14 protein-coding genes, 1 tRNA gene and 1 pseudogene are annotated in these 15,581 nt (G+C 72.4%); 11 read left to right on the forward strand and 5 right to left on the reverse strand.

Annotation, left to right across the window (positions count from 1 at the left end):
- Window positions 1-172 precede the first annotated feature (172 nt).
- Both AC07DU_RS12215 and AC07DU_RS12220 read left to right on the forward strand, forming a co-directional pair.
- The gene (locus AC07DU_RS12215) at window positions 173-1,912 is read left to right on the forward strand and encodes a glycoside hydrolase family 71 protein (RefSeq protein ID WP_479111005.1); all 1,740 of its coding nucleotides are present in this window, start codon (window positions 173-175) and stop codon (window positions 1,910-1,912) included.
- A gap of 256 nt (window positions 1,913-2,168) precedes the next feature.
- The gene (locus AC07DU_RS12220; protein ID WP_479111007.1) at window positions 2,169-3,362 is read left to right on the forward strand and encodes an aminotransferase class V-fold PLP-dependent enzyme; all 1,194 of its coding nucleotides are present in this window, start codon (window positions 2,169-2,171) and stop codon (window positions 3,360-3,362) included.
- A 165-nt stretch (window positions 3,363-3,527) separates the two neighbouring features.
- Here the strand turns inward: AC07DU_RS12220 and cobF are convergent, their stop codons facing one another.
- Window positions 3,528-4,280 carry a precorrin-6A synthase (deacetylating) gene (gene cobF / locus AC07DU_RS12225; RefSeq protein WP_479111009.1) on the reverse strand — a complete coding sequence of 251 codons (753 nt, stop codon included), beginning with the start codon at window positions 4,278-4,280 and terminating at the stop codon, window positions 3,528-3,530.
- Window positions 4,281-4,298: 18 nt separating this feature from the next.
- On the opposite strand from cobF, the gene AC07DU_RS12230 reads away from it, so the two are divergent.
- The 4 genes from AC07DU_RS12230 to AC07DU_RS12245 are packed head-to-tail and all read left to right on the forward strand — an operon-like array spanning window position 4,299 to window position 7,597.
- On the forward strand, window positions 4,299-5,054 hold the full coding sequence (locus AC07DU_RS12230; RefSeq protein ID WP_479111011.1) for a (Fe-S)-binding protein: 756 nt from the start codon (window positions 4,299-4,301) through the stop codon (window positions 5,052-5,054).
- Between the two features lie 17 nt (window positions 5,055-5,071).
- Window positions 5,072-6,544: a lactate utilization protein B gene (locus AC07DU_RS12235; RefSeq protein WP_479111157.1), complete on the forward strand. Its 1,473-nt coding sequence runs from the start codon at window positions 5,072-5,074 to the stop codon at window positions 6,542-6,544.
- 16 nt (window positions 6,545-6,560) lie between these two features.
- On the forward strand, window positions 6,561-7,199 hold the full coding sequence (locus tag AC07DU_RS12240; RefSeq protein WP_479111013.1) for a LutC/YkgG family protein: 639 nt from the start codon (window positions 6,561-6,563) through the stop codon (window positions 7,197-7,199).
- A gap of 5 nt (window positions 7,200-7,204) precedes the next feature.
- Window positions 7,205-7,597, forward strand: coding sequence for a VOC family protein (locus tag AC07DU_RS12245; protein WP_360893905.1), 393 nt, complete (start codon window positions 7,205-7,207; stop codon window positions 7,595-7,597).
- 25 nt (window positions 7,598-7,622) lie between these two features.
- Here the strand turns inward: AC07DU_RS12245 and AC07DU_RS12250 are convergent, their stop codons facing one another.
- A complete protein-coding gene (locus AC07DU_RS12250; RefSeq protein WP_479111015.1) occupies window positions 7,623-8,156 on the reverse strand; it encodes a DUF309 domain-containing protein in 534 nt (177 codons plus the stop codon).
- 110 nt (window positions 8,157-8,266) lie between these two features.
- On the opposite strand from AC07DU_RS12250, the gene AC07DU_RS12255 reads away from it, so the two are divergent.
- Window positions 8,267-8,343, forward strand: a tRNA-Pro gene (locus AC07DU_RS12255).
- Between the two features lie 165 nt (window positions 8,344-8,508).
- Here AC07DU_RS12255 and AC07DU_RS12260 read toward each other — a convergent pair.
- From AC07DU_RS12260 to AC07DU_RS12270, 3 genes and pseudogenes are all read right to left on the reverse strand, one after another.
- Window positions 8,509-8,730: pseudogene (locus AC07DU_RS12260) on the reverse strand (hypothetical protein); the annotation flags it as partial.
- 93 nt (window positions 8,731-8,823) lie between these two features.
- Window positions 8,824-10,089, reverse strand: a complete 1,266-nt coding sequence (locus AC07DU_RS12265) for a hypothetical protein (RefSeq protein ID WP_479111017.1) — start codon at window positions 10,087-10,089, stop codon at window positions 8,824-8,826.
- Between the two features lie 210 nt (window positions 10,090-10,299).
- Window positions 10,300-11,208 (reverse strand): LysR family transcriptional regulator, encoded by a 909-nt coding sequence (locus AC07DU_RS12270; protein ID WP_479111019.1) that lies wholly within the window; start codon window positions 11,206-11,208, stop codon window positions 10,300-10,302.
- Window positions 11,209-11,468: 260 nt separating this feature from the next.
- Between AC07DU_RS12270 and AC07DU_RS12275 the strand changes: the two genes are divergently transcribed.
- From AC07DU_RS12275 to AC07DU_RS12290, 4 genes are all read left to right on the forward strand, one after another.
- Window positions 11,469-12,260 (forward strand): gamma-glutamyl-gamma-aminobutyrate hydrolase family protein, encoded by a 792-nt coding sequence (locus AC07DU_RS12275; RefSeq protein ID WP_479111021.1) that lies wholly within the window; start codon window positions 11,469-11,471, stop codon window positions 12,258-12,260.
- Window positions 12,261-12,345: 85 nt separating this feature from the next.
- Entirely contained in the window at window positions 12,346-13,023 is a 678-nt protein-coding gene (locus AC07DU_RS12280) for a FadR/GntR family transcriptional regulator (RefSeq protein ID WP_360893948.1), read from the forward strand.
- Window positions 13,020-14,459 (forward strand): amino acid permease, encoded by a 1,440-nt coding sequence (locus tag AC07DU_RS12285; RefSeq protein WP_360893892.1) that lies wholly within the window; start codon window positions 13,020-13,022, stop codon window positions 14,457-14,459. The genes AC07DU_RS12280 and AC07DU_RS12285 overlap by 4 nt, the downstream gene beginning before the upstream one ends.
- Window positions 14,460-14,547: 88 nt before the next feature.
- On the forward strand, window positions 14,548-15,564 hold the full coding sequence (locus AC07DU_RS12290) for an asparaginase (protein ID WP_479111023.1): 1,017 nt from the start codon (window positions 14,548-14,550) through the stop codon (window positions 15,562-15,564).
- Window positions 15,565-15,581: the final 17 nt, after the last annotated feature.

Genomic DNA, 15,581 nt, shown 5'->3' on the forward strand with positions numbered 1-15,581 from the left:
GCGCCACGAGACCAGGGGAATGTCGCATTCCGTTGCGCGGGGCGCGGATTTTCACCACAGCGGCCGGGCCGCACCACAGGGTGCCACACTGGAGAACGGTTGTCCGCAGGCCGCACATGGGCTCTACTGCTGTGCAGCCCCCACTCGGGGCGCAGGCAGGGGAGGGGCCAGGATGAGAGCGGACCGCAGAGCGGGGCGAGGCGCGAGACGGGGGGAGCCGCGGCGGGAGCGGGCCGCCCGGCCCGCGTCGCACCGGCGACGGCCCGGCTTCCGCGGCCGCAGGCCACTGCTGGCCCTGCTGATCTCCGTCTTCCTCCTCGTCGGTGTCTGCGCCGCCACCGGAATCGCCTGGGACCCCCGCAACGGAGCGCCCGCGCAGGACGCTTCGGCCCCCGGCGTCGACGTACCCCGGTCCACCGGCCCCGACGCGGCATCCGGCTCCACCGCTCCGGCCGCCCCCTCACCGCAGAACAGTGCGCCGCCCACCAAGGGCGCGGCCGCCAAGGGCAATCCCCGGGGCGCGGTGGACAGCGGGGCCGAACGCCCCGCCGGGGCCCTGCCCTTCGACATGCCCCCGCCGGCCGCCCTGCGTTCCGGCGCGGCGGGCAAGAAGCTGGTCTTCGCCCACTACTTCACCCCGTACCCGCTCTCCCTCGACAACGCGAGCGCGGACGCCGACTACTACACCCGCAACTACCTGAGCCCCGACGGCGAGAACGGCAAGCACGGGCGATACGGCGGCCTGCTGCGCGACCGGCCGCTGCCGGTCGCACCGAAGAGCGGCGACTGGGAGTACGCCAACCTCCAGCAGGAGGTGCGCACGGCCCGCGCGGCGGGCATCGACGGCTTCACCCTCGACCTGCTGTCCCTCTCCGGGCGCAACTGGGACCGCTCCCACCTCCTGATGGCGGCGGCCCGTTCGGTGGACCCGGCATTCAAGATCATGCTGATGCCGGACATGACCTCACTGAAGACCGACGACCCAGGGGTGCTCGCCGACGCGATCGCCGCGCTCGGCGGCGCCTCCGCCGCCCACCGGCTCCCCGACGGCCGGCTGGTCGTGTCCCCCTTCAAGGCCGAGGAGAAGAGCGCGGCCTGGTGGAGCGAGGTCATCGGCCTCCTCCAGTCCCGGCACGGCATCCGCACCGCCTTCGTCCCGCTCTTCCTCGACTTCGGCGCCCACAGCGGCGCGTTCGCCCCGATCAGCTACGGGTTCTCCGAATGGGGCAGCCGCAGCTACGTCGGCCAGGACAGCTCCACGCGCGACGTCCGGCGGGCCCACGGCATGGGCAAGATCTGGATGCAGCCCGTGTCCGTCCAGGACGCCCGCCCCAACCAGGGCATCTACGACGAGGCGGGCAACACCGCGACCCTGCGCGCCACCTGGACGCACGCCATCGAGGACGGCGCCGACTGGGTGCAGCTCACCACCTGGAACGACTACTCGGAGGGCAGCCAGTTCGCGCCCTCGCTGCACAACGGCCACGCCTACCTGGACCTGACCTCCTACTACCTGACCAAGTTCAAGACGGGCAGCTGGCCGGAAATCGTCCGGGACACCCTCTACCTGTCCGCGCGCACGCAGTTCGCGGCCGCCGATCCGACGGGCGAGCAGTCCCTGCTGATGTCACTGCGCAAGGGGAGCGCTCCGCCCCGGGACCGGGTGGAGGTGCTCAGCTTCCTCACCGAGCCCGGGGTCGTCCGTACGGCCGTCGGCTCCGACAAGGGCAGCCACGAGGCCCCCGCCGGGCTCCACTCCGAGCTGCTGCCGCTGAAGCCGGGCACCAGTTCGGCGCAGGTCGTACGGGACGGGGAGACCGCGGCGAAGGTGGAGCTGGCGTACCGGGTGGACCACGAGGTGGAGGTCCAGGACCTCCAGTACTACGCGGCGACCAGCGGACGGGAGCCGTAGGGGGGTGTCTGGTGGGTCACGCCGGGCTCGCGGGGTCTGGTGCCGCGCCTCGCCGCGTTGTCGTCGGTCGCCAATGCTCCGCATTGACTCCCTCCTCCGCCTCGCGATCCACGGCACCAGACCCCGCTCCCTGATCCGGCCTGACCCACCAGACACCCCCTGGGGGTGTCCCGGCCCGGCGTGGGGCGCTCTTCCGGCATCGGCCGGGGCAGGAGATGATCCGGGGGACAGCCGCGCCGCACCCACGGAGGGTCCTGTGACCGAGCCGACCCCGTCCCCGGGGCCCACCCGGGGCCTGCCCGCCGAGTCCCCGGCCGAGGCCCCCGCCGAATTCCCCGGCGGGCCCGCACTGTTCTGCCTGGACCCCGCCGTCGCCCATCTGAACCACGGCTCCTTCGGGGCGGTCCCCCTGCCCGTCCAGGAACGCCAGGCCGCCCTCCGCGCCGAGGCCCACGCCGATCCGGACGCCTTCTTCAACACCGTCCCGGACCGCCTGGCCGAGGCCCGCGCCCGGATCGCCGCGCACCTCGCCGCCGACCCCGACGGGATCGCCTTCATCTCCAACGCCACCGAGGGCGCCAACCTCGCCCTCGACGCCATAGCGTTCGCCGACGGCGACGAGATCCTGGTCACCGACCACGGCTACGGCACCGTCGTCGCGGCCGCCGCCCGCCGCGCCCCCGTCACCACCGTCGCCCTGGACCCCCACCTGCCCGACGAGGACGCCGTGCGCGAGCGCGTGCTGGCCGCGCTGACCCCCCGTACGAGGGTGGCCCTGCTCGACCACGTCAGTTCCCCCACCGCCCGGCTCATCGCCTCGCCCCGGCTCCTCGCCGAGCTCCGCGCCCGCGGGATCACCACCGTCGTCGACGGCGCCCACGCCCCCGGCATGCTCGCCGACCCGCTCGCCGGCGGCGCCGACTTCTGGTTCGGGAACCTCCACAAATGGGGCTACGCGCCCTCCGGCACCGCGGTCCTCGCCGTCGCCCCCCAGCACCGCGGCCGGATCCGGGCACTCGTACCGTCCTGGGAGGACCAGGAGGGATTCCCGCGGTCCGTCGAGAACCGCGCCACCGCCGACTACACCGGCTGGCTCGCTGCCCCCGACGGGCTGGACCTCCTCGCCCGCCTCGACGCGGCCAAGGTCAGGGCGCACAACAGCGCCCTCGCCGCCCACGGGGCCGCGCTGCTCGCCGAGATCCCCGGGCTCGTGCCCCTCCCGTACACCGACGGCCTCGCCATGCGCGCCCTGCGCCTGCCGCCCGGCGTCGCCGAGACCGCGCAGGGCGCCCGCGCGCTGCGCGAGGAGCTCGCGGCGCGGCTGCGCATCCGGGTGCTGGTCTGGCCCTGGCCGGGCGGTGGCGGCATCCGGGTCTGCGGCCAGATCTACAACAGGGCCGCGGAGTACGAACGCCTCGCCGCGGCCCTGCCCGACCACCTCGACGGGTAGGTCGTCTCTTTCGGATCTTGTCGGTTGAGCCCGCGTCGTCCGGTGCCGTGCATCGCAAGGCGGAGGGGTGCCCGTGTACTGGATGTACTCGGGCGCCCCGACAACGCGGCGAGGTGCGGTGCCGGGCGGCGCGGGCCCGGCAAGATCCGGAAGAGACGGCCTAGGTCAGCCGCGCCTGAGCAGGTAGGTGTCCATGATCCAGCCCTTGCGGGCGCGGGCCTCGGTGCGCAGCTCCTCGATCCGCCCCGCGACCTCCGCCAGCTTTCCCGAGACCAGGATCTCCTCGGGGGTGCCCACGTAGGCCCCCCAGTAGATGAAGAGGTCCTGGTCCAGGTGGGCGGTGAAGGCGTGCCGGGCGTCCAGCATCACCACCACGTCGTCCACGTCCTGCGGCCAGCCCTCGGCGAGCCGGCGCCCGGTGGTGATCTGGACCGGGCGCCCGACCCGGTTCAGGTTGGTCCTGTGCCGGGCGAGCAGCGCCGAGACGCTGCTGATGCCGGGGACGACCTCGTGCTCGAAGGCCACCCGGCCGCGCTCCAGCACCTCGTCGAGGATCGCGAGGGTGGAGTCGTAGAGCGAGGGGTCGCCCCACACCAGGAACGCCCCGGTCTCGCCCTCCGCGAGATCCTCCGCGATGAACCGCTCGAAGAGCTCCGCCCGCGCGCTGCGCCAGCCGTCCACGGTGGGGGTGTACTCGGCGGGGGTCCGGTCCCGGTCCGGGTCGCGGCCCTCCACCAGCCGGTGTCCCGGGCGGGCGTGCGCGTCGAGCATCGCCCGCCGCAGCCCGGTCAGATCCGCCTTCTCCTCGCCCTTCTCCAGAATGAGGAATGCGTCCGCCGCGCCGATCGCCTTGACCGCCTGGAGGGTCAGGTGGTCCGGGTCGCCCGCGCCTATGCCGATCACTGAGAACTTCTTCACCCCGCTATTCTGCCCGTCATGCGTGCCGCCCTGTTCGTCACCTGCGTCAATGACGCGCTCTACCCCCGGACCGGCATCGCCGTCGTACGCCTCCTGGAGCGGCTCGGCGTCGGCGTGGACTTCCCGGCGGGCCAGAGCTGCTGCGGCCAGCCGCAGTACAACACCGGCTACCGCCGCGAGAGCGAACCGCTGATGCGGCGCACGGCGGAGGCCTTCGCGGGCCACGAGTACGTCGTCACCCCCTCCGGGTCCTGTGCCGCGATGATCCGCGAGCACTACCCGCGCATCGGCCGCAAGGCGGCGCAGGAAGGGCGCGGCAGCGCACTGGCCGAGGCGGCCGAATCCCTCGCGCCGCGCGTGTACGAGCTGACCGAGTTCCTCGTCGACGTGCTCGGGGTGACCGACGTGGGCGCGTACTTCCCGCACACCGTCACCTACCACCCCTCCTGCCACGGCCTGCGGAGCCTGCGCCTGGGCGACAGGCCGCGGCGGCTGCTCGCCGCCGTCAAGGGCCTGGAACTGGTCGAGCTGCCCGGCGCCGAGGAGTGCTGCGGCTTCGGCGGCACCTTCGCCGTCAAGAACCCGGACGTCTCCGCCGCGATGGGCACCGACAAGACCGACCGGGCCCGCGCCACCGGCGCCGAGGTGCTGTGCGGCGCCGACAACTCCTGTCTCGCCCACCTCGACGGACTGCTGCGCCGCGCGGACGCCCCGATGCGGGCCGTGCACCTCGCGGAGATCCTGGCCGCCACCGAGGAGGAACCGCTGCCGTGACCGGTGCGTATCTGGGCATGCCCACCTTCCCCTCCTTCCCCTCGGCGGCGCGGGAGGCCGTACGGGACGAGGTGCTGCGCGCCAACCTGCGCCACGCCACGCACACCATCCGCGACAAGCGGGCCCGGGCCGTGGCCGAACTGGAGGACTGGGACCGCCTCCGGGCCGCCGGAAAGGCGATCAAGGACCATACGCTGCGTCACCTCGACCACTACCTCCTCCAGTTGGAGGAGGCGGTGACGGCCGCCGGCGGGACCGTGCACTGGGCCGTCGACGCGGACGAGGCCAACCGCATCGTCACGGACCTGGTCCGCGCCACCGGAGCGCGCGAGGTCGTCAAGGTCAAGTCCATGGCCACCCAGGAGATCGGGCTCAACGAAGCCCTGGAGGCCGCGGGCATCGCCGCGTACGAGACCGACCTCGCCGAGCTCATCGTCCAGCTCGGCCACGACCGGCCCTCGCACCTCCTGGTCCCGGCCATCCACCGCAACCGGGCCGAGATCCGCGACATCTTCCGCACCGAGATGGGCCATTGGGGACGCCCCGCCCCCGAGCCGCTCGGCGACGGCCCCCGCGAGCTGGCCGAGGCGGCCCGCCTCCACCTGCGCGAGAAGTTCCTGCGCGCCGAAGTCGCCGTGTCCGGAGCCAACTTCATGGTCGCCGAGACGGGCACGATGGTCGTCTTCGAGTCCGAGGGGAACGGCCGGATGTGCCTGACCCTGCCCGAGACCCTGATCTCCGTCGTGGGCATCGAGAAGGTGGTCCCGACCTTCCGCGACCTGGAAGTCTTCCTCCAGACCCTGCCGCGCTCCTCGACGGCCGAGCGGATGAACCCGTACACGACCATGTGGACCGGGCTGGGTCCGTCGAAGGGAGCGGACGGCGACGGGCCCAGCGCCTTCCACCTCGTCCTCCTCGACAACGGCCGCACCGACACCCTCGCCGACGAAACCGGCCGCCAGGCCCTGCGCTGCATCCGCTGCTCCGCCTGCCTCAACGTCTGCCCGGTCTACGAACGCGCCGGCGGCCACGCCTACGGATCCGTCTACCCCGGCCCCATCGGCGCCATCCTCAGCCCCCAACTGCGCGGAACCGGCAGCGAGATCGACGCCTCCCTGCCCTTCGCCTCCACCCTGTGCGGGGCCTGCTACGAGGTGTGCCCGGTCGCCATCGACATTCCCGAGGTCCTCGTCCACCTGCGCGAACGGGTGGCCCAGGGCGGCCCGGTGACCCGGGAGGGCCTGCGCGTCACCCTCCGCCCCGCGCACGGCCACACCGCCGAACGGGCCGCCATGCGCGCCGCCCGGCTGCTCCTGGAGCGGCCCCGGGCCCTGCGTGCGTCGGAACGCCTGCTCGCCCGGGCCCGTCGGCTGGCGCCCCGCAGACTCCCGGGCGCCGGGAGGGCCTGGACCGACACGCGCGAACTGCCCTCCGTCCCGGCGGAATCCTTCCGCGACTGGTGGGCGCGGGAACGGGGGACCGGCCAGTGAGCAGGAAGGACCGCCAGTGAGCAGCAAGGACCGCATCCTGGGCCGTATCCGCCGGGCCGCCGGCGGCGGCCCCTCGCCTTCGGACACCGGGATCCCCCGGGACTACCTCCGGGTCCACGGCGTCCGCGCCCCGGCCGAGAGCGCCGACCTGCTCGCCGCCCACCTCGCGGAGTACCGGGCGAAGGTCCACCGCACCGACGAGGACGGCCTCGCCGCCCTGCTGGCGCGGCTCCTGGCCGCACACGGCTCCCGGACGGTCCTCGTACCGCCCGGGCTGCCCCCGCACTGGCTCGCGGCGGCCGGCCCCACCCGCGTACACGACCGGGCCGGCTCCACCCCGGCCGATCTGGACCGGACCGACAGCGTGGTCACCGGCTGCGCCCTGGCGATCGCGGAGACGGGCACCGTCGTCCTCGACGGCGGCCCCGAGCAGGGGCGCCGACGCATCACCCTGATCCCCGACCACCACATCTGCGTGGTCCGCGTCCCGGAACAGCTCGTGGACTCCGTCCCGCAGGCACTCGAACGCCTCGATCCGACCCGCCCGCTGACCTGGATCTCCGGCCCGTCCGCCACCAGCGACATCGAACTCGACCGGGTGGAGGGCGTTCACGGCCCCCGGACCCTGGAAGTGATCCTCCTCGGCGCACAATAAGGGGCATGCCATCCCACATCGCCCTCACCGCCCTCGTGGTCCGCGACTACGACGAGGCCGTCGACTTCTACACCCGCGCCCTCGGCTTCGACCTCGCCGAGGACACCGCCCGCCCGGACGGCTCCCGGTGGGTCGTGGTCCGCCCGCCGGGCGCCACCGAATCCGCCCTGCTGCTGGCCCGAGCCAAGGACGACGCCCAACGCGCCCGGGTCGGCGACCAGACCGGCGGCCGCGTCGGCTTCTTCCTGTACACCGACGACTTCACGCGCGACCACGCCCGGATGACCGCGCAGGGCGTCCGCTTCCTGGAGGAGCCGCGCCACGAGGCGTACGGCTCCGTCGCGGTCTTCGAAGACCTGTACGGCAACCGCTGGGACCTGCTCCAGCCCGCGGGATAGGTCGGGGCGGGCGCTCAGGCGGGTCTCAGGCGGGGGGCTCAGCCCCGGGACCGGGCGGCGCGCTAGGCGGGGCGCTCAGCCGGGGCGCCTCGCCGGCGGCGTCGATCGGCTCCCCGGCCTCCACCCGGCCCGCCAGTTCCCGGGCCCACCCGACCAGCCCGGCCCGGTCGATCCCGTAGGCGCCACCGCCCTCCTTCGCGCCGCCCAGCCGCACCCCTTCGATCCCGGCGGCCCCGCGCAGCAGCAGCCGCGCCCCACCCACGGCGTTGCCGCGCGCGGCGTGGGTCAATCCGACGGCCAGCTGCGCGAGGCCCCGCCACAGCGGCGCCTCGGCCTCGGGCCCGGACTTCCAGGCGTCCTCGAACACTTCGTGCGCGTGGAACGGCATCCCGGCGTCCAGCAACCGCTGCGCCTCCCGCACCGTCTCCCCGGGCGAGCGCACCACCCCCTCGGGCTGCCGCTCGACCCCCGGCGCCCCGTAGGGCAACGGCCGCCCCAGCCCATCCCTGGGCCGCGCGCTCCGCGCCCGCCCTTCGACATCCCGATCCCGTGCGTCCACGACACCATCCTCCTCCAACGCCGATCACCCGTGCATGCGCACCCCTCGGCGTGGGGTAATGTTCTGCATGTGCCGCCGAGCACGGGGAAACCTGCAGGTCGAAGGCACAACGGGACGTGGCGCAGCTTGGTAGCGCACTTGACTGGGGGTCAAGGGGTCGCAGGTTCAAATCCTGTCGTCCCGACCATGCTCTATGCAGGTCGGAGGTCGTCTTCTCAGAAATGGGAAGGCGGCCTTTCGTGCGTCCGGGGCCACGGCGGTCGGAAGCGCTCGGTGAGCGGCTTGGAACCGCCGGGCTGGGTGCCGGGGAGCGTGCGCCCACTGCACCCGCGTCGCTGCCCTGGACAAGGGCTCACGATGTCCGGTCGTAGGCACCGGCTGAGGATGGCGGCTTCGGATCGCAGCGGCCGGAGTCCGGAGCTCGGGGGGCAGCAGGCGAGGTGCGTTCGGCCCCGAGGCCGTCGACGAGCACCGTCTCCGGTCGTCTCGCCGGTACAGCGGCCAGGTCCGGCTCCGCGTACCCCGCGCAGCGGTGTTCGCAGCGGGCCGGCGGCACCAGCTCAAGGCCTCGGGCCGTCGCCTCGGTCTACGGACGGCCGTGGCGCTCGACGGGCTGCCCGGGCGGTGAGGCTGCGGAGCGGGTGCCCTGTCTTCGCCGCAGAGTGCTTCAGGCTGCGGCTGTGGCCGTCGTCTGTTCGCCGGTCAGGCGGGCCCGCCAGTCGCTGACGTAGTCGTCGGGCATGGACGCCAGGCGGGCGATTTCCCCGTCGCTGCGCCCATCGGACCAGGCCAGGATCCGTGTCACGGTGCGGTTCCGTGCGGCGCGGAAGTCCTTGAGCATGTTCTCGAGGCGTTCGACTTCCTCGGCTTCGCGGACGAGCTGCTGGTCGACGGCGGAGCGTTCCTCGGCGCGCAACCGGCGCAGATGGGCATCCAGGCCCGTCAGGACCAGACCCTCCTCGTGCGCGGCGTTCTGGAACTTTTCGGCCAGGGCCGCCAACACGCAGTCGGGGACGTCGGCGAGGGTGGCTCCGGGGGGCTTGGCCGCCTCCCAGTTGCCCTGACCCGCCTCTGTCGTCTCCAGCCAGACGCGGGCGTCTGTCGGGATACGGTCGCCGCACGCCTGCGCGCGGTAGGCGTACAGGGCGGCACGGTGGCCGTAGAAAGTGAAACCGTCCTCGATCTGCCGGTCGGCGGCGCGGCACATCCGCCCCGGTACACCGCCGTAGCCGCTCTCGGGACTGTAGTCGGCGCAGGCATCGAGTTCCGCGTCCGTGGCCAGGCCCCAGGAGGGATCGCACAGACCGGGGTTCATGGCGAGGAACGCGCCGACCTCGACACGCCAGGCAGGGATCGGTGTCGTGCACGGCCTGGGCCAGCGGAGATCGCCGGAGGGGCCGAAGGTGTGGGTCGCGGCCTGCTCGATGTCGTCCCAGGCGGTGGCGGCCTCGGCCGACCACTCCAGTTCGCCGTCCGGTCCGATGCGGTGGATGGAGTCCACGAGCCGCTGCACGGCGGGGAGTATGCGCAGGGCGAGCGCGTGCAGTTCCTCAGCGGTGAAGAAGCGCCAGGAGCAGCCCCGCTGTTCGTCATGGGTCAGGTGGCCGAGCAGGTGCACCATGGTTCCGGCGGCCGGGACGGCCCCGTCGCCGAGTGCCCTGCGGGGGAGGCCGGGGAGCTGCCTGCCGAGGTCCTCGGACGGGGCCCGCCAGTCGATGTCGCCGAACCATACGGCGCCGTCACGGGCGTCCACTGCCAGCCACTGGTGGTAGCCCGCTCCCGGGCCGTAGCGCTGCTCCTGCTGCTCGGGGTGCTCGTCGTGCCATACGTACTCGTCCGGAGGCGGGTCGAGCTCCACGGCCATGAAGCCGTCCTCGGGGCGGTAGCCGGTGAGGACGCGGGCCGTTCGCGGCGCACTGTCGGCGGCGGTCATGAGGGGTTTCCTCTCGCTGGAACGTCAACCGCCGCAAACCTAGGGCGCCCGCCACGCAATAGTTTAACTTTCAGCCACTGTGTCCGGTAGTCGGACGAGGCGGGAGACCTGGCGTCACTACCCGGTCTACGCGCGTGCGGCCGCCGTCAACTTGGCGCAATTCACGTGGGTGCACCCTCCGTTCACCCCCGGCTGCCGGCCGCCGCAGCCTCATGAGAGCGCGGCCAGCGCTTGCGCGGCGAGCATCTGTTCCAGGTCCAGGACGGCGCGTGGGGCGTGCCGGGTGTCGATGCGGACGGCGTAGATGAAGCGCGTCAACTGCGGCTCGGCCAGGGGGCGGGCCACGACCTGGGTGTTGGCGCGGGGCAGGGCGAGTTGCGGCATGACGGCCACGCACAGGCCTGCGGCCACGAAGCCGAGCACGGTGTTGAAGTCGTCCCCTTCGTATTGCAGGCGGGCCTGGAAGCCGGGCGTCTTGGCGATCTGGGAAAGCAGTTCCAGGCGCAGTGCGGCCTCCGGGGCCGCGATCCAGGTCTCGGACGCGAGGCTGGCCAGGTCGATGACCTCCCTGTCGGCCAGGCGGTGGTGTGCCGGGACCACGGCCACCACCGGATCCCGTGCGACCAGCATCCGGCGCAGCATCCGGGGCGGCGGGACGGGGATGAAGTCGTAGTCGTAGGTGAGGGCCAGATCCATGTCCCCCCGCTTGAGCCGGTTGTGGCAGGCCTCGGGTTCCAGTTGGCTGAGGCTGACCTGCACGTGGGGGTAGGCCGGGTGGAGTTGGGCCAGCGCTTGCGGAACGATGCTGGTGGCGGCCGAGGCGAAGGCCCCGAGCCGGATCCGTCCGGCCGTACCCGCGCGCATGGCGTCGAGTTCCACCGCTGCCGTCGCCAACGCGTTGCGGACGCCCTGCTCGGCGTCGAGAAGGACTTCGCCGGCCGGTGTGGCGCGCACGGGCCGGCGCTCAAGCACTCTGAGGCCCGCGCGGCGTTCGAGTTCGGCGATCTGCTGGGAGACCGCGGGCGCGCTGTAGCCGAGCTCGCGTGCGGCGGCGTTGAAGGAGCCCTGCCGCACGACGGCTTCGAGGGTGGCGAGCAGGCGAGGATCGAGTCCGTACACGGAGTTAAGGCTCACTTATCTGTCGCGAAGATGTGTTTTCTTGTGATTGCGGATGAACGCCAGCAGGATTCTGCTCGCGGCAAGAAAAACGCAAGCCCGCGCTCCCGGGTCGTGACCGCCGCTCCCCTTGCCGTCACGGTGCCCCTCCGCCAGTGCCCCGTTCGTCTTCTGCCGCAGCCCGCCGCGGCCGGGGACGTCTGCCGGGGCGGATGTGGATCCGGCCGTCGACGATCACCTCGCATGCCCTGAAAGGAAGTGGTATGCCCCAGCCACCACTCATCGGACTCACCACCTACCTGGCCGACGCCCAGTGGGGCGAGTGGGACCTGCCCGCCGCGGTGCTGCCCGCGGCCTACGTCGGCTGTCTCCAAGCGGGGGGTGGCCGCGCCGTTCTGCTGCCGCCGGACGCGCCGGAGGCCGCGGCCGATGTGGTCGAGCGTCTGGACGCGGTCGTCCTGACGGGCGGTGAGGACCTGGATCCCGCCCTGTACGGTGCGGTGCCCCACCCGCGTACGGGGCCGCCGGTCCGCGAGCGCGACCGGTGGGAACACGCTGTGCTGGGCGCCTGCCTCGCCCGCGACATACCCGTGCTCGGAGTATGCCGGGGAATGCAGCTGATGAACGTGCACGCGGGCGGCACCCTCATCCAGCACCTGCCCGACAGCGTAGGCCACGACGGCCACAACCCCTACCGGGGCCACTTCTGCGCCCACGCCGTCACCACCGTGCCGGGGACCCGGATCGGTGCCCTCCTGCCGGGGACCCGCGAGGTCGCCACGCATCATCATCAGGCGGTGGATCGCCTGGGCTCCGGGTTCATCGTGGCCGCCCGTGCGGCGGACGGCACCGTCGAGGCGATCGAGAGCTCCCGGCACCGCTTCGCCCTGGGCGTCCAGTGGCACCCGGAGATGGGTGTCGATGCGCCGGTCGTGCACGCCTTGGTGGCGGCTGCGAGTTCCGCCGCGAGCGCCGAGCCTGCTCGGGTGGCAGGACGAAATGTGCGCCCGGTACGAAGCTCTCCGGGCCCGACCTTCCCGACACAGGTGTCTTGACACCCTCCGGCGCAGCCCTCAGGATCACAGCGTGAAGAACCTGTCAGACAGCCAGACAGGTGGCGTACCGCGGCGCGTAAGCGCGATGGAAGCGGTCTTCGGCCACCTGCGCAGCGCCATCGAGCGCGGCGAGTACGCCGTGGGCGACAAGCTCCCCTCCGAAGCCGAGTTGTGCCGGACCCTCGAGGTCAGCCGGCCCGTGTTGCGGGAGGCGCTCCGAGCTCTCCAGGCCATGGGCCTGACCGTCTCAAGGAGCGGCAAGGGCACGTTCGTCCTGGCGAACACGGTCGAGGACCCCACCTTCGGCGACTACGCCGCAAGCGACCTGCTCGAGGTGCGCCGGCACGTCGAGATTCCGGTCGCCGGGTACGCCGCGCTGCGCCGCACCTCGGAGGACCTGGACCATCTGGGCCACCTGCTCGACCGGATGGAGCAGGAGACCGACACCACCGCGTGGGTGGCGATGGACACCGTCTTCCACCTGGCGGTGGCCGAGGCATCCCGCAACCCCGTCTTCCGCCGCGTCATCGAGGAGATCCGCGACGCGCTGGCGCGTCAGTCGACCTTCCTCAACGAACTCGGCGGCCGGCGCGAGCAGTCCAACTGTGAGCACCGGGCCATCCTCGAAGCGCTGGTCGACGGTTCCGAGCACGACGCGGTGGAGGCCATGTCCCACCACCTGCTGCGGGTCGAGACGACCCTCACCGACATCGTGCGCCCCCAGCGCACGGACACTTCCACGGAAGGCAGACCCGAGGCGTGAGCGAGCAGTTCCTCAAAGACGAGAAGCGCCCCACGACCCGTCACGTCGACGCCGGGGACACCGGCTACAGCAAGTCCTTGAAACCCCGGCACGTCAACATGATCGCCATCGGGGGTGCGATCGGCACCGGGCTGTTCCTCGGCGCGGGCGGACGCCTCGCCGAGGCCGGTCCCTCCCTGTTCGTCGCCTACGCCGTCTGCGGCGTCTTCGCGTTCCTCGTCGTGCGCGCGCTCGGCGAGCTCGTCCTGTACCGGCCGTCCTCCGGCGCCTTCGTGTCGTACGCCCGGGAGTTCCTCGGGGAGAAGGGCGCGTACACCGCGGGCTGGATGTACTTCCTCAACTGGGCGACCACCGGCATCGCCGACATCACGGCCGTCGCCACGTACACCCACTACTGGCACCTGTTCTCCGATGTCCCCCAGTGGGTGATCGCCCTCATAGCCCTGGCCGTGGTCCTCACCGTGAACCTCATCTCGGTGCGGATCTTCGGCGAACTGGAGTTCTGGTTCGCCATCGTCAAGGTCGGCGCGCTGGTGGTCTTCATGGGGATCGGGATATTCCTCCTGGTCACCCGGCATCCCGTCGACGGCGCCGTCCCCGGCCCTGCTCTGATCACCGGCAACGGAGGGATCTTCCCCCACGGCCTGCTGCCCATGCTGCTGATCATCCAGGGCGTCGTCTTCGCCTACGCCTCCGTCGAGCTGGTCGGTGTCACGGCCGGTGAGACAGAGAACCCCGAGGAGATCATGCCGAAGGCGATCAACTCGATCATGTGGCGTGTGGGCCTCTTCTACGTCGGCTCGGTCGTCCTGCTGTCGATGCTGATGCCGTGGAGCAGCTACAGCACCGGCCAGAGCCCGTTCGTGACCGTGCTCTCCCACATCGGTGTGCCGGCGGCCGGCGGCGTGATGAACCTGGTGGTCCTCACCGCCGCCATGTCCTCGCTCAACTCCGGCCTCTACTCCACGGGCCGCATCCTGCGCTCGATGGCCGTCAACGGCTCCGCCCCGCGCTTCACCGCCCGGCTCAGCCGCACCCAGGTGCCCTACGGCGGCATCCTGCTCACCAGCGGCATGTGCGTCCTCGGCGTCGGGCTCAACTTCGTGGTTCCGGCGGATGCGTTCGAGATCGTGCTCAACCTCGCGGCCATCGGCATCCTCGCCACCTGGGGCATGATCATGGTCTGCCACCTCTTCTTCTGGCGGAAGACCCGTGACGGCGAACTGACCCGCCCCTCCTACCGCCTGCCCGGCTCCCCGTGGACCGAACTCGTGACACTGGCCTTCCTTGCCTCCGTCCTGGTCCTCATGTACGCCGACGGAGGAGCGGCGCGCACCACCGTGCTGTGCGTGCCGCTGATCGCCGCGGCGCTGGTCGCCGGCTGGTACGCCGTCCGCGGCCGCGTGGCGCGCGCCGCTGCGAAGAGCGAGGGCTGAACCGGGCGGCGGGCCCGGCCCGTCCCCCTGGCCGGGCCTGCCGCCGACCACCCCGGTCAGCAGCAACCCACCACCGAACGAGGCAGTGATGCGCAGCAGTCTCCTCGCGGACTCGCCCGAGATCCGCGAGCCCCAGCATGCACCCGTCGCCCACGTCACCCGGGGCGGCGTGATCGAGGGAGTCCACTACGGCTCCGTCGTCGTCCTCGCCGGTAATGGCGACGTCCGATTGAGCATCGGAGACATCGAGGCCGCCTGCTACCCCCGCTCAGCCCTCAAGCCGGTCCAGGCCCTCGCCATGGTGCGGGCCGGGCTGCCGCTCGACGGCGCCCTGCTCTCCCTCTCGATGGGCAGCCACTCCGGCGAGGAGCACCACCTCGCAGGTACCCGGCTGATCCTCGAAATGGCCGGCCTCACCGAGGACGACCTCCGCAACGTCCCCGACTTGCCGTACGCCCCGGCGGTCCGGGATGCCTGGGTGCGCGAGGGCCGCGGGCCTTCCCGGCTCGCCCAGAACTGCTCCGGCAAGCACGCGGCGATGCTGTACGTGTGCAAGCTGGCCGGCTGGCCCCTGGAGAGCTACCTCGACCCGGGCCACCCGCTTCAGAGGGCGATCGCCGAGGTCGTCGAGGAACTCACCGGCCAGCACATCGCGAACGTCACCGTCGACGGCTGCGGATCCCCGCTGTTCGCAGTGTCCCTGCACGGCCTGGCCCGCGCCGCCGCCCGCATCGCCACGGCCGCTCCGGACACCGCCGAACGCCGGGTGGGGGACGCGCTGCGCGTCCACCCGGAGATGGCCTCCGGCACAGGGCGAGACACGGCCGAGCTGATGCGCGCGGTGCCCGGGCTGCTGGCCAAGGACGGCTTCGAAGGCGTCCAGGTGGCCGCGCTGCCCGACGGCCGGGCCGTCGCAGTGAAGATCGCCGACGGGACGGACCGGGCGCGCATCCCGGTGACGGCCGCCGCCCTCGCCCGGGCGGGAGTCGAGCCACAGCTGCTCGCCGGGTTCGAGGGCGAGCCGATGACCGGCGGCGGCCGGCTCGTCGGCGGCATCCGGCCGGTGGCGGCGCTGAACCCGCCCAGCGTCCCCGCCACCGCCTGACTCCATCCCCTTTCACC

It is taken from the genome of Streptomyces sp. NPDC045695 (genome assembly GCF_056432025.1).

Bases quoted from the DNA above. Each gene is read 5' to 3' on its own strand.
- AC07DU_RS12215 (WP_479111005.1), top strand. From the start codon at position 173: ATGAGAGCGGACCGCAGAGCGGGGCGAGGCGCGAGACGGGGGGAGCCG.
- AC07DU_RS12230 (WP_479111011.1), top strand. From the start codon at position 4,299: ATGCGTGCCGCCCTGTTCGTCACCTGCGTCAATGACGCGCTCTACCCC.
- AC07DU_RS12235 (WP_479111157.1), top strand. From the start codon at position 5,072: ATGCCCACCTTCCCCTCCTTCCCCTCGGCGGCGCGGGAGGCCGTACGG.
- AC07DU_RS12245 (WP_360893905.1), top strand. From the start codon at position 7,205: ATGCCATCCCACATCGCCCTCACCGCCCTCGTGGTCCGCGACTACGAC.
- AC07DU_RS12265 (WP_479111017.1), bottom strand. From the start codon at position 10,089: ATGACCGCCGCCGACAGTGCGCCGCGAACGGCCCGCGTCCTCACCGGC.
- AC07DU_RS12275 (WP_479111021.1), top strand. From the start codon at position 11,469: ATGCCCCAGCCACCACTCATCGGACTCACCACCTACCTGGCCGACGCC.
- AC07DU_RS12280 (WP_360893948.1), top strand. From the start codon at position 12,346: ATGGAAGCGGTCTTCGGCCACCTGCGCAGCGCCATCGAGCGCGGCGAG.
- AC07DU_RS12290 (WP_479111023.1), top strand. From the start codon at position 14,548: ATGCGCAGCAGTCTCCTCGCGGACTCGCCCGAGATCCGCGAGCCCCAG.